The organism is Ensifer soli, assembly GCF_041928815.1.
GTDB lineage: Bacteria > Pseudomonadota > Alphaproteobacteria > Rhizobiales > Rhizobiaceae > JBHFEI01.
This window is the reverse complement of the sequence record NZ_JBHFEI010000018.1, coordinates 37867-50695: the sequence shown is the minus strand read 5'-3', so window position 1 is coordinate 50695 and position 12829 is coordinate 37867. Positions and strand designations below refer to the sequence as shown.

General features: G+C 59.9%; 14 protein-coding genes. 12 read left to right on the top strand and 2 right to left on the bottom strand.

Annotated elements, in window-relative coordinates:
* Positions 1 to 64: 64 nt before the first annotated feature.
* The 10 genes from ACEVQ6_RS20645 to ACEVQ6_RS20600 all read left to right on the top strand — a co-directional run bounded on the left by ACEVQ6_RS20645 (position 65) and on the right by ACEVQ6_RS20600 (position 8383).
* Complete coding sequence (locus tag ACEVQ6_RS20645) at positions 65 to 418, top strand: ArsR/SmtB family transcription factor (RefSeq protein WP_374890931.1); 354 nt, start codon at positions 65 to 67, stop codon at positions 416 to 418.
* Complete coding sequence (locus ACEVQ6_RS20640) at positions 415 to 942, top strand: arsenate reductase ArsC (protein WP_374890930.1); 528 nt, start codon at positions 415 to 417, stop codon at positions 940 to 942. Before ACEVQ6_RS20645 ends, ACEVQ6_RS20640 begins: the two co-directional genes overlap by 4 nt.
* Positions 939 to 1382: an arsenic resistance N-acetyltransferase ArsN2 gene (gene arsN2 / locus ACEVQ6_RS20635; RefSeq protein ID WP_374890929.1), complete on the top strand. Its 444-nt coding sequence runs from the start codon at positions 939 to 941 to the stop codon at positions 1380 to 1382. Before ACEVQ6_RS20640 ends, arsN2 begins: the two co-directional genes overlap by 4 nt.
* The gene (locus ACEVQ6_RS20630; protein ID WP_374890928.1) at positions 1379 to 2083 is read left to right on the top strand and encodes an aquaporin; all 705 of its coding nucleotides are present in this window, start codon (positions 1379 to 1381) and stop codon (positions 2081 to 2083) included. Before arsN2 ends, ACEVQ6_RS20630 begins: the two co-directional genes overlap by 4 nt.
* Positions 2080 to 2502, top strand: a complete 423-nt coding sequence (gene arsC, locus ACEVQ6_RS20625; protein WP_374890927.1) for an arsenate reductase (glutaredoxin) — start codon at positions 2080 to 2082, stop codon at positions 2500 to 2502. The genes ACEVQ6_RS20630 and arsC overlap by 4 nt, the downstream gene beginning before the upstream one ends.
* The gene (gene arsH / locus ACEVQ6_RS20620; RefSeq protein WP_374890926.1) at positions 2477 to 3202 is read left to right on the top strand and encodes an arsenical resistance protein ArsH; all 726 of its coding nucleotides are present in this window, start codon (positions 2477 to 2479) and stop codon (positions 3200 to 3202) included. The genes arsC and arsH overlap by 26 nt, the downstream gene beginning before the upstream one ends.
* A complete protein-coding gene (gene arsK, locus ACEVQ6_RS20615; RefSeq protein ID WP_374890925.1) occupies positions 3199 to 4410 on the top strand; it encodes an arsenite efflux MFS transporter ArsK in 1212 nt (403 codons plus the stop codon). Before arsH ends, arsK begins: the two co-directional genes overlap by 4 nt.
* Positions 4411 to 4472: 62 nt before the next feature.
* On the top strand, positions 4473 to 6221 hold the full coding sequence (locus ACEVQ6_RS20610) for a sensor domain-containing diguanylate cyclase (protein ID WP_374890924.1): 1749 nt from the start codon (positions 4473 to 4475) through the stop codon (positions 6219 to 6221).
* A 164-nt stretch (positions 6222 to 6385) separates the two neighbouring features.
* Positions 6386 to 6895, top strand: coding sequence for a hypothetical protein (locus tag ACEVQ6_RS20605; RefSeq protein WP_374890923.1), 510 nt, complete (start codon positions 6386 to 6388; stop codon positions 6893 to 6895).
* Between the two features lie 186 nt (positions 6896 to 7081).
* Positions 7082 to 8383, top strand: a complete 1302-nt coding sequence (locus ACEVQ6_RS20600; RefSeq protein ID WP_374890949.1) for a methyl-accepting chemotaxis protein — start codon at positions 7082 to 7084, stop codon at positions 8381 to 8383.
* Positions 8384 to 8735: 352 nt separating this feature from the next.
* Here ACEVQ6_RS20600 and ACEVQ6_RS20595 read toward each other — a convergent pair whose 3' ends face one another.
* Positions 8736 to 9644 (bottom strand): LysR family transcriptional regulator, encoded by a 909-nt coding sequence (locus tag ACEVQ6_RS20595; protein ID WP_374890922.1) that lies wholly within the window; start codon positions 9642 to 9644, stop codon positions 8736 to 8738.
* A 93-nt stretch (positions 9645 to 9737) separates the two neighbouring features.
* Between ACEVQ6_RS20595 and ACEVQ6_RS20590 the strand changes: the two genes are divergently transcribed.
* On the top strand, positions 9738 to 10061 hold the full coding sequence (locus ACEVQ6_RS20590; protein WP_374890921.1) for a nuclear transport factor 2 family protein: 324 nt from the start codon (positions 9738 to 9740) through the stop codon (positions 10059 to 10061).
* The gene (locus tag ACEVQ6_RS20585) at positions 10058 to 10837 is read left to right on the top strand and encodes an SDR family oxidoreductase (RefSeq protein WP_374890920.1); all 780 of its coding nucleotides are present in this window, start codon (positions 10058 to 10060) and stop codon (positions 10835 to 10837) included. The genes ACEVQ6_RS20590 and ACEVQ6_RS20585 overlap by 4 nt, the downstream gene beginning before the upstream one ends.
* Before the next feature lie 197 nt (positions 10838 to 11034).
* Here the strand turns inward: ACEVQ6_RS20585 and ACEVQ6_RS20580 are convergent, their stop codons facing one another.
* On the bottom strand, positions 11035 to 12423 hold the full coding sequence (locus ACEVQ6_RS20580; protein ID WP_374890919.1) for an HD-GYP domain-containing protein: 1389 nt from the start codon (positions 12421 to 12423) through the stop codon (positions 11035 to 11037).
* Between the last annotated feature and the right edge of the window lie 406 nt (positions 12424 to 12829).

The following is a 12829-nucleotide window of genomic DNA, read 5'->3' as shown; positions in this document are numbered from 1 at the left end:
TACAGGCCTTGCCAAGGATCTCGGTGTTCGCTATATATTTCTATATTCAAAGGATTATAGAAGTATGGAAGAACGTCAAGCCCTCGCATCGTTTGCAGCACTCTCGCAGGAAACCCGTCTGCAAATCGTGCGGATGCTCGTCATCTCCGGTCCGGATGGCATGGCGGCCGGCGCCATCGCCGTGAAAGCCAAGGTCTCGCCCTCGAACGTCTCCTTCCACCTGAAGGAACTCGAACGGGCAGGCCTAATCACACAGCAAAGGGAATCCCGTTCGATTATCTACAGCGCCAACTACGAGGCGCTGGGCGGTCTCGTGCGCTTTCTGATGGAAGATTGCTGCTCCGGACATCCGGAGATCTGCGCCCCGGCCACATCCGTGGCCTGCTGCAACTCGAACCCGAAAGAGAACCTGCAATGAGCGATCGCGTCTATAACGTCCTGTTCCTCTGCACCGGCAACTCCGCCCGCTCGATCCTCGCGGAATCCATGCTTCAGGCGGAAGGGAAGGGGCGCTTCAACGCCTATTCCGCCGGTAGCCAGCCGAAAGGTGAAGTCCATCCGCTCGCCCTCGACACCTTGAACGCGCTCGGTTATCCCGCCGAAGGCTTCAGCTCGAAAAGCTGGGACGTGTTCGCCGTACCCGGTGCGCCGCAGATGGATTTTGTGTTCACGGTCTGCGACAATGCGGCCGGAGAGGCCTGCCCGGTCTGGCCGGGCCAGCCGATGACCGCTCATTGGGGCGTTGAAGACCCTGCGGCCGTCGAAGGCGCGGATTTTGAGAAAGCGCAGGCCTTTTCCCAGGCGGCGCGCTACCTCAAGAACCGGATCATGGCCTTCACCAGCCTGCCGCTCGCGTCGATCGATAAGCTGGCCTTGGAACGGCAGCTGCGCAGCATTGGTCGCATGGAAGGCTCCACCGCAAGGACGCCGGACGTCGCATGAGCCAGCCGCTCACCATCGAGACTGTTCCCGGCGGCGACGACGGATTGCGCACGGCGCTCGCCACGGCCCGTCTTCCGGTCGATGATCTGGACGAACCCGGCCGGGTTTTCTATCATTTTCTCGATGATGGCCGCACGGTCGGCTTTGGCGGCCTGGAACGGCATGGCGCTTATGCGTTGCTGCGTTCCGTTGTCGTGCCGGCGGAACAGCAGGGGAAGGGCTTCGGCCGGGCGATCACGCAGGAGCTTCTCGATCAGGCGCACGATGCTGGTATCGGTGCGGTCTATCTGCTGACGGAGTCCGCCGCTCGCTTCTTCACACGGCTGGGGTTCCGCGCCATATCGCGAGATCTGGCTCCGGCCGCGATCCTAGCGACACGCCAGGCCGCAGGCCTCTGCCCGGCCTCCGCCACGCTGATGGTCAAGGATCTTACGGCATGAGCGAGCAAGCGTTTCCGCTGTCGCGCCGTCTCGGCGCCGAAGCGCTGGGCACCTTGATCCTTTTGGCGACGGTCGTCGGCTCCGGCATCATGGCCGACCGGCTGACCGGTGACACGGCGCTGGCCTTGCTCGGCAACACGGTGGCAACGGGGGCCATGCTCGTCGTGCTGATTACGACGCTCGGCCCGATCTCCGGCGCCCACTTCAACCCTGTCGTGTCCCTAGTCTTCGCCCTGCGCCGCGATATTCTTCATCGAACAGCGCAGGCCTATGCCCTCGCGCAAATTCTCGGTGGGATGGCGGGCACGCTGCTGGCACATGCGATGTTCGAGCTGCCGCTGATGCAGGTGTCGACCACCGTCCGCACAGGCAGCGGCCAGTGGCTGGCGGAAGCGGTGGCCACCTTCGGCCTGGTCTTCACGATCCTCGCCGGGCTTCGCTTCCGGCCGCAGGCGATCCCCGCGCTGGTCGGCCTCTACATCACCGCCGCCTACTGGTTCACCGCCTCGACCTCGTTTGCCAATCCCGCCGTGGCGATCGCCCGTGCGGCCTCCGACACGTTCGCAGGCATCCGACCCGTCGATCTGCCCGGCTTCCTCCTCGCCGAGACCTTCGGCGCGCTGCTGGCGCTGGCCATCGCCGGATGGCTGCTGATGGAGCGCACCCCTCAATCCCTCCCGACCCCGGAACCTGCCCCATGAACGTGACCATCTATCACAACCCCGCCTGTGGCACCTCGCGCAATATCCTGGCGCTGATCCGCCATGCCGGGATCGAGCCGACCGTCATCGAATATCTACACACGCCGCCATCGCGGGAGGAGCTGGTGCGGATGATCGCCGATGCCGGGCTGACCGTGCGCCAGGCAATCCGCGAGAAGGGCACGCCCTATGCCGAATTGGGCCTCGACGATCCGGCCCTGACCGAAGACCAGCTGCTCGATGCCATGCTGGCCACGCCGATCCTGATCAACCGTCCTTTCGTGGTGACGCCTCTCGGCACCCGACTGGCGCGGCCGTCCGAAGCCGTGCTCGACATCCTGCCCGACACCTTCAAGGGCGCCTTCGTCAAAGAGGACGGCGAAGCGGTGCTCGATGCGGAGGGCAAGCGCCTTGGCTGACCTGCCTGCCGCGACCACAGCGCTGCTGCCCCGCCCGGATCTCGACGCGCTGCGGCCGCCGTTCTCCACGCACAGCCCGCGCATTCTCGTTCTCTACGGCTCGTTGCGCACGGTCTCCTACAGTCGCCTGCTGGCGCACGAGGCGGCGCGCCTGCTCGAACATCTCGGTTGCGAGGTGCGGATCTTCGACCCCGAAGGCCTGCCGCTCCCCGACGCGGCGCCTGTGACGCATGCGAAGGTGCAGGAACTGCGCGATCTGTCGGCTTGGTCGGAAGGCCAGGTCTGGGTCAGTCCGGAACGTCACGGCGCCATGACCGGCATTATGAAGGCGCAGATCGATTGGATTCCGCTGTCGGTTGGCGCAGTCAGGCCGACCCAGGGCAAGACCCTTGCCGTCATGCAGGTGTCGGGTGGCTCGCAGTCGTTCAATGCCGTCAACCAGCTGCGCGTCCTCGGCCGCTGGATGCGGATGATCACCATCCCGAACCAGTCATCGGTCGCCAAGGCGTTTCAGGAGTTCGACGCGGATGGCCGCATGAAGCCCTCGTCCTACTATGACCGCGTGGTCGATGTCTGCGAGGAGCTGGTCAAGTTCACGCTCATCACCCGTGATGCCTCGGCTTACCTCACCGATCGCTACAGCGAGCGGAAGGAAGTCGCCGACAGACTCGAACAGCGCGTGAGCCTGACCGCCATATGAGCGAGCGTCTGCCGGTGGAGCCGATCCTCGCCCTCGGCCTGACCCAGATCATCAGCTATGGCAGCCTCTATTACAGCTTCAGCATCCTCGCACCACAGATGGCGGCGGATCTCGGCTGGTCGCGCGAATGGATCTTCGGTGCGCTGTCGATCGCACTTCTGATCGGGGGTCTCTCGGCGCCGTGGCTAGGCGCCGGGTTCGACCGCTATGGCGCCGGCAGAGTCATGACCCTCGGCTCGGCCTTGGCGAGCACCGCCCTCATCGCCTGCGCACTGGCGTCGAACGGCGCCGTCTATCTGGTCGCGCTGATAGCGATCCAGACCGCCGCCAACCTTGTGCAATACGGCGCGGCGTTCGCGCTGCTGGTGCAACTCCATCCACAGAGTGCGCAGCGCAGCATTACCTATCTGACGCTGATCGCCGGGTTCGCCTCAACGATCTTCTGGCCGTTGACCTCGGTTCTACACGAAGCCTTGTCCTGGCAGCAGGTCTATATGGTGTTCGCGGCCATGAACCTGGCTGTGTGCCTGCCGCTGCATGCCTGGCTCGCCCGGCAAACTACCGTTGGCCAACCTAAAAGCGCCGTGACAGCAGCACCGGTCGTCGGAGTCCTGCCACCTGCAAGGCGGAAGCGCGGCTTTATCCTGCTTGCCTTGGCCTTCGCCCTGCAATACCTCGTCAGCGCGGCGATCCTCGTCCACATGCTGCCGCTGCTTGTGGGTCTTGGCCTCGGCGCCTCCGCTGCCCTGATCGGCGCCATGTTCGGACCGTCGCAAGTCGCAAGCCGCCTGATCAACATGCTGTTCGGACAGTCCCTGCCTCCGCTGCGTCTGGCCTTGATCGCAGCCCTCTTTATAGGCGGAAGCGTCCTGCTGCTGACGGCCACCGGCTCGTCTGCGTCAGGCGCAATGGTCTTCGCCCTCCTCTTCGGCATGGGCAACGGCCTGCTCAGCATCGTGTCGGGCACCGTGCCGCTGGCGCTGTTTGGCAGCGACGGTTATGGCACCTTGCAGGGCAAGCTGATGGCCGTCCGGCTGATCATCTCGGCCACGGCACCGTTCATTCTGGCCTACACGATGGAGCACCTCGGGATCGCGCCATCCCTGGCGATTTCGGTTTCTGCGGGCGCGGTCGCGATTGTTTTGATCTGCGTGCTTCAACAACAGGCATCGGCTAGACGATTTGATCGGTCGCAGCATGATCCATGAGGTGTCAAGATCCGTAATGTGACATAGGTCGCAGAACATGCCCGCAAATGAAATGCCCAAACATGAAACGAGAAACGACGCCCTCCAGTATCAGCCAGCGCGTCGTCGTTGTGTTTCTGGCGATCGCTGTTCTTTCGCTCAACAGCCTGATTCTGTTCTGGAGCCTGAACGGGCTCTTCGGCACGTCTGACGCCATTCGCCGCTCGATCTATATCCGCGAGGTCCTGTCGGAGGTCCTCTTCGAGATCAACGCTGCGGAGACCGGCCAGCGTGGTTTCATCATCACGGGTGAGCCCCGCTATCTCTCTCCGTACAGCAGTGCCGAGGCCGTCTTCGATGGACGCGTTGCCTATCTGAGACGTCTTATCGAGCAAGAAGGAAGGGCGACGGCAGAGGTCGATTTGCTGGCGAGACTGGCACGCCAGAAGTTCGACGAGATGGATGAAACCATCAGGCTGGCCCAGGATGATGGACAAGCGGCCGCGATTGCCGCCATCCGTACCGACCGGGGAAAGGCGATCATGGACGACATTCGCCGGCAGGTCGCAACCATGCGCGAAGCCGAAGAGGGGACTTTGTCGATCCAGCGCGCGACCAACGATCGATATCGTCTTGTTTCTGTCGTGTCGCTTGCCACGTTCATTGTGGAAACGATCGTGCTGATCCTTCTCCTTCTCTGGAACTCACGGCAGGAGATCGCGCGCAAGGAGAAGGCGGCGGAGCAACTCAGCCGCTATGCGGAGGATCTGGACCAGAGCATGCAGGTGCTTACGGATGAGCGCAACCAGATTGCTCGACTGAACGAGGCAGCGACTTTCCTGCAAAGTTGCAATACCATCGATGAGATTGCCGGGCTGATCGGTCCCTTCATGAAAGGCCTTATGCCGGTGCGCGCCGGCGCCCTCTATCGGTTTGCCGCGTCACGCAACCAGATCAAGACGATTGCCCTGTGGGGCGACGTCGATGCTGCGGAGGTCACCGGACCGAGCGAGTGCTGGGGATTACGACGCGGTCAGCCGCATATGCATTCACCTGGATCGAGCTTTCCACGCTGCAGCCATCTTCATGCGGCGATCTCCGACGAGCGGACCATTTGCCTTCCCCTTGTCGCGCAGGGCGAGACGATCGGGCTTCTCAGCCTCGTTTATGACGACGACGCTTCACTGCAAACGGAGGGAGCGGATCGCTTCGGCGACATGGTCGCCAAGATGCTGGCCCAGACCATATCCTCGATCAGCCTGCGGGAAGGGTTGAAGGAACAGACGATCCGCGACCCGATGACAAACGCCTTCAATAGGCGCTACCTTGAAGTCGTTGCGGAAAAAGAAATGTCAAAATGCCGCCGCTACAACCGCCCGATGGTTGTCGCTATGGTCGATGTCGATCATTTCAAGCACTTTAACGACATGCATGGGCACCAGGCGGGAGATGCGGCGTTGATCGCCGTCTGCAAGCATCTTGCGGAAAATCTGCGCGAGGGCGATTGGCTTTTCCGGTACGGCGGCGAGGAATTCGCGCTGCTGCTGACCGAATTGGATAGTCCGCATGCTCATGCTCGCCTCGATGACCTGCGCAACGGTATCGCCCGTCTGAGCATCGATATCGCGCCGGGACAGATTGCCACCGTGACCATATCAGTCGGCTTTACCGTCTATCATGGCGGAAATATCCGTCTGGAAGAGCTGATTGCCGAAGCGGATGCCGCACTTTATTCCGCGAAAAAGGAGGGTCGGAATCAGGTGGCAGCTTGCGCCGCACACGCCACCGATGCGACCGCTGAGGCATCCTCCTCGTCCTTAAGCATGAGCTGATGCTTTAAAGACAGCTTAAGAGTTCTCCTCTACTTTTAGGTAGGCAGAATCCGCAGGCATGACGCGGTCGGATCTGAACGTCATCGTCTCTTCCCCTGGCTGGGGTTTGACCATGCCGGCAAACGACATTCGGGGGCGGATGGGGTGGCTGGATGCGACGATTGATGACGGGGCCGTCGCAGCGCCGCATGATGGCGGCGAATGTGCATCTGAGACAGAATGGAAATTGGGGGTTTGGCATGAAGAACGTGCCGATCATCGGAAAGTTTTTGACCATCATGGCCGTTTTCGGCTTGTTCGCCGGCGCAGTTGCTGTCTACACCGACTTTCAGATTGCAAATATCAGCGGTTCCTATGACAAGCTGCTTGCCGAGGATGCCAAGGCAGAACTTTATCTCGCGCGATCGAACCGTTCATTGCAAGGTGCCCGCGCCGCTCTTGGCGACATTTTGATGTCGCAATCGTCCGAACTGAATGTGAAGGCTCAGCATGAGTTCGAAACGCAGCGCGGCAGTTTCATCAAATATATGGACATCGCCATAGCGGCGCTTCCCGGAGAGAAGCAAATTGCCGCGCTGAAAGCCGAAGGTTTAACGCTCCTCGACAACACCTGTGCCGCATCACGAAATGCCGGGGAGAAAGCCACGCGTGGCGAGGACGTCATCCGTTCATAGCAAATCTTCCTTTCCGACCGTCAGCCGCAGTTCCCGCCGATCTCAGAGCGCTTTACGGCGATCACGAGCAATATCGTCGAGCGAGCCGAGGCCATAAGCGCGACGCTCTCGTCGGATGCAGCCTGAACGGCCCTGATCACACTGGCCAGCGTGATCGTCGGGTTTGTCATCGTGCTTGGCTTCGGGATGCTTGCGATCCGCGCTTGGCTTGTCCTTCCGGTACGGGCTCTCGCGGAAACCATGGCACGGCTTGCGGACGGGGATCTTGCCTCCACAGTGGAGGGAACCGAACGCCGAGACGAGATTGGTAGCATGGCACGGGCGGTCAACGTTTTCCGTGAGAATGGCCTCAAGGCTCACTCTCTCGAGCAGCAGACTGAGGAGATGCGCGCCGCTTCCGAGGCAGATCTGCAACGGCAACAGGAACAGGAAGAGCGGCGTGCCGCAGAAATGGCGGATGCCACATCGGGGATCGCGGCAGGGCTTCGCCGCGTCGCCGACGGAGATCTCGCCATCCGGCTTGAGACACCCTTTGCGGCGGAATTCGAGCAGCTGCGCGCAGATTTTAACAGCGCTGTCGGCCGTCTGGCCGCGACACTTTCTGCCGTGCTCGACGCAACGCGCTCGATTGATAGCGGTGCTGCAGAAATCAGCCAAGGGGCGGAGGACCTGTCGAAGCGCACCGAACAGCAGGCGGCTGCTCTTGAAGAAACAGCTGCCGCGCTTGACGAGATCACGGCCAACGTCGCCAATTCCAGCAGACGGGCCGAGGAGGCTCGCAACATCGCCGCCGAGGCCAACCAATCGGCGCGACGGTCGGCTGATGTGGTCACGGACGCAGTGGCCGCGATGCTGAGCATCGAGCAATCATCGCAGTCGATCTCCAGCATCATCGGCGTGATCGACGAGATCGCCTTCCAGACGAACCTGCTTGCACTGAACGCCGGTGTCGAAGCCGCTCGTGCCGGGGATGCCGGCAAGGGTTTTGCCGTTGTCGCACAGGAAGTGCGCGAACTTGCCCAGCGCTCCGCTCAGGCGGCACGCGAAATCAACGATCTCATTCGCAAGGCCGCCGGGGAAGTCGACAATGGTGTCAAGCGTGTCCGCGAAACGGGGGATGTTCTGAAGATCATTGGTGCGCATGTCGTAACAATCAACACTCAGCTAGATGCGATTGCAACCTCGGCGCGGGAACAGTCCGTCGGCCTTGCAGAGGTGAACACGGCCGTCAACCAGATGGACCAGGTGACCCAGCAGAATGCGGCGATGGTGGAAGAGTCGAATGCGGCAAGCGCAAACCTCGCCGGTGAGGCGAACCGCCTGCAGGATCTTGTGGCCCGCTTCCAGCTCGGTCAGGTTGGAGAGCGTCCGAAAGCCGCGTCGTCGCAGCATCGACCTGTCGTCTCCCCCGCCCGCCAGATGATAGCAAAGGTCGCCCGATCCGTCGGGCTCGCCCAAGCCTCGGCAGAACGATGGGACGAGTTTTAGGGCCCCTCGTCCGCATGCGACCGCACTCTGGCTGGTCGTAGGAGAGGGCCCTCCAGCATCAGCAACATGTCTATCCCAGGCGGTCTCGCATGGGATGGAAAAAGTCTAGCGAAGTCGGCCGGTAGAAATTTCACCCATTCAGCCCGCGATCGTCCGGGTGCGTCATCTTTCGCGCAGCGGATCAGAACAGCGATCACGCGTGCACATGAATTGACATAAAATACTAATGTAAAAAACTTTATCCACAGACTTTGCCGTCGATCATAGACAAAGACATTGAACTGCGACTGATGCTTTATCAGCCTTGATAGTAAGTATCCTGTAATTTTCACCGACCCATACCAGTCAAAGCTCATTCTTTCATATTTCTTTTCGAGAAATCACGCGCCAGATCGAGAAACGCTCTGACGCCGGCTGATAGATTTCGGCGTCCGGGATAGTACAGGCATAAGCCCGGGTAGGATGGCGTCCAGTCTTCCAGAACACGCAAAACGCGTCCCGCCCGTATGTCCGGGAGGATGTCCTGTTCGAAAACATAACCTAAGCCGGCGTTCTCGAGCACGGCAGTGCGCGTCAGGCCGGCCTCGTCCAGCGTAATCGGTCCCCTCACATCGATCTGCACCCGTTCTCCGTCCTTCTCAAATCGCCATCGAAAAAGTGCGCCGTCCGGCAGTCGAACGCGAATGCACCGATGATGGAGAAGATCCGGAGGAACAATCGGGGTCCCGTGCTGCTCGAAGTATTCAGGAGATCCAACAACGGCGTGTCGCTGAGGCTGGCCAAGTGAAACTGCAATCATATCGGTGGGAACGAGACCTTCAACCCGGACGCCCAAATCGAACCCGTCCTTGACGATGTCGACAATCTTTCCTTCGGTGACAATATCGACATTCATGTCGGGATAGCGTCGCAGAAAGGTAAGGACGAGCGGTGATATGATCGCGCGTGCTGCAAAAGGCGCGGCGTTGATGCGTATTGTTCCGAAAGGTGTCTCGCGTTGCGCCCGCACCGCCTCCAGCGCGGCGTGGAGATCCTGAAGCGAAGGTGCGACCTGCTTCATGAATATCCGGCCGGCATCCGTCAGCGATACGCTTCTGGTGGTGCGGTTGAACAACCGCACACCAAGCGCCGTTTCCAGCCGGCTGATCGTATGGCTTAGCGCCGTCGTCGACATCCCAAGCTCCACGGCCGCAGCGCGAAATGTCGCGCGGCGTACGATCGCCATGACCGCTTCGAGCTCTTTAAGGCTGGCGTGTTCCATTGTCCCGTTCTGTTCACTAGAACGTATCAATTTATCCTGCTTATCACAACGCAGATTCAAAGGTAAAGTCAGTTTAGCTAAAGGAGAAATGCAATGCTGATGCCCGATACTGTGAACAGGTACTTTCACGCAGACCGCGACAATGACGTCGATGCGTTGCTAGAGACCTTTGCAGCAGAAGCGGTGGTTGAGGACGAGAACGCGAGCCATAGAGGCACCACAGCAATCCGAGAATGGTGGTTGGCGGCAAAGACCGCGACCCGCTACGTCGCCAAACCGCTGGAATCCGCCATGGACGAGGACACGGTCCGAGTTCGAGCACAGGTGAGCGGCCAGTTTCCCGGCAGCCCTGTGATGCTCACCCACGCCTTCGCCATCAAGGACAACAAGATCGTCAGGCTGGAAATACGGACATGACAGACTTTCTCAATCTGAAAGGCAAGCGCGCGCTCATTACGGCTGGAACAAAGGGGACCGGTGCTGCAACCGTCAGCCTCTTTCGCGAACTTGGCGCTGAGGTGTTGACAACGGCACGAGCGCGACCTGAAAACCTGCCGGACCTGTCGTTTGTCGAGGCTGATCTCACCACCGCTGAGGGATGTGCCATCGTCGCGGATGCTGCGCGTAGACGTTTCGGAGGTGTTGATGTCATCGTCCATATGCTTGGTGGATCTTCGACGGCCGGCGGTGGATTTTCCGCTCTGACGGATGACGACTGGCAGAGGGAGCTGTCTCTCAATCTGTTCCCTGCTGTTCGCCTGGATCGGTTGCTCGTTCCCGACATGGTCGCCAGAACAAGGGGCGTGGTCATACACGTCACATCCATCCAGAACGTATTGCCGCTACCGGAATCGACGACCGCTTACGCAGCGGCCAAGGCATCCCTTTCCACCTACAGCAAAGCCTTGTCCAAGGAGGTCTCGCCGAAGGGCGTTAGGGTTGTCCGGGTGTCACCGGGCTGGATCGAGACACAAGCCTCCGTTCATCTCGCGGAGCGTCTCGCAAAGCAGGCAGGAACAGACCTTGAGGGCGGCAAGAAGATCATCATGGACGGACTGGGCGGAATTCCACTTGGTCGCCCGGCAAGGCCAGAGGAGGTCGCAGACCTGATTGCCTTCCTTGCCTCTGACCGCGCCGCTTCGATTACTGGTACCGAATATGTGATCGACGGGGGGACCGTGCCGACGGCGTAGAGAGTGTTCGATCCAACCTATCTCATACGAACCAATGTAATGGCCTGTGCCCTTAAAAGAGAACGCAATAGGATCATTTTTGCGGACGCAGAGGCGACTATATGAAGATCAAGCGACAGCGACGGCTTCAATGTCAGTTCAGCCACCGCTGCTCAGCAGAGAGTGGAATGGATCACCCTGCTTCCCAAAGGCTGATTTTAACCAAACCTTGCAGCTGCGCTGAACTCGCTGGATCGTTCGTCCTTATTCGGAGTAAGCCTGTGTAACGCACGCTCAAGGGCTTCGATACAAATGGGATCGTGCGACTTGCCGGCATCCCCCCACAGGATCGCAAGCGCCTCGGCGATCGGCATCGCTGCTCTATAGGGTCGGTTGGCGGTAAGAGCATCAAAAACATCTGCCGTCGAAACGATCCGGACTTCCATTGGGATTCGATCTGCCGTTAGCCCTCGTGGATATCCTTTGCCGTCCAGCCGCTCGTGATGTGCTCCCCCAATCCGTGCCGCCGCTGAAAACGCACCTACGGTCGACAGAATCCGCTCTGAAAATTCGGCATGCCTCTTCATCTGGAGCCATTCCTGCTCATCGAGCTTGCCGGGCTTGTCGAGTACGCTGTTGCTGACGCCGAGTTTGCCGATATCATGGAGTAGGGCCGCCCTCTTGAGAAGTCGGCGCGCCTCGAAATCGATGCCCATTTGCTCTGCGATCAGGTCGGTGAAGAGCGCTACGCGATCACTGTGCCCAGAGGTGTAAGGACTTTTTGCGTCGATAACCTTCGCAAAACCAGCGGCAATATCGTCGAGATAGTCGTCGTCAGCCATAATGGCGTGTTGGCCTGGTTCCGAGGCCAAGACGATTGCCTCCACCTCGCAGGAAGCCAGCGACATCCAAAAGTCCGGGCGTTCAGACACATTGATGAACGCCTTGACCAGCGACGGATCAAACCAGTCGCCCTCACGCTTCTTGACTTCTGCAAGCGCGCTTTTCCGGCCGCCACTGATATGGAATATATCGATGACCTGAGCCAAGAGGGCAATGCGGGAAAATAGCGGTATCTGCTCGCCGCTGACCCCGTCTGGCTTTCCGCCGCCATTCCAATGCTCGTCCAGTCCAAGGATTCCCTGGGCAACGTCTTCCGAAAACCGCATCTGCCGGGCAATCTCAGCACCGCGCTGGCAGCGCGTCTGGATCAGTTCTATCGATAGTTCTCCGCCATTCTGCAAAATGTTCAGGATGCTCCGGAACCGTTCAGCAAGACCTGACTGCATGCCAGTGTGACTGACGACGAACCGGAGAACCTGGGCGAGACTGCCGTCAACGAGCTTGAAGTCGCGTTTGAAACGCAGGTCATCCGCAATATAGAGTTCGCAGATGCGCGCCGCATTGCTGCTACACCCCAGATCCTTTAGCAACAGAGTATAATACAGATCACGCAACTGCACGTCGTCGAGACCGATTTCGCGGCCGATATGCATCCCGATGTAACAGCATCGAATGCAATGCCCTTCGGGTTGCCCCTCCGTCATGTCAAGCGCCTTGCTCAACGCTTCGATGATTTCCGCCAAGCGGATTTGAACGCCTGTCATAGGCTCTACCTCATTGAGGGCCTACTTTATCCGGGGAAGATTGCTGAAGAATTGAGCGCGCGAAATTTACCGGCGCGCAACAGCTGACCTGGCAGGACAACGCCGCAGCGACCGCCAGGGTCAGGTTTCTTTGACCACTGGAAGACAATGTTTACAGCGGCGGCGATCGCGGCGGAGACAACCGTTGGAGATCGAACATGTCTCGCAGCGAAGCAGTACCACTCTCCGCGACGACCAACTATGATCTCCATAGCATTGCTTCGCCTCAATCTTCGCCGTTCGTATCACGGCTCCTGAACGGGATCTCCGCCCAGGGAATGCAAGCAATTATACTTTTCCGTCGCAGCACACCCTTGAAGCAGCCAGTATCACACCGCGACCAGCTCTCATCGAAACGCACCGCGAG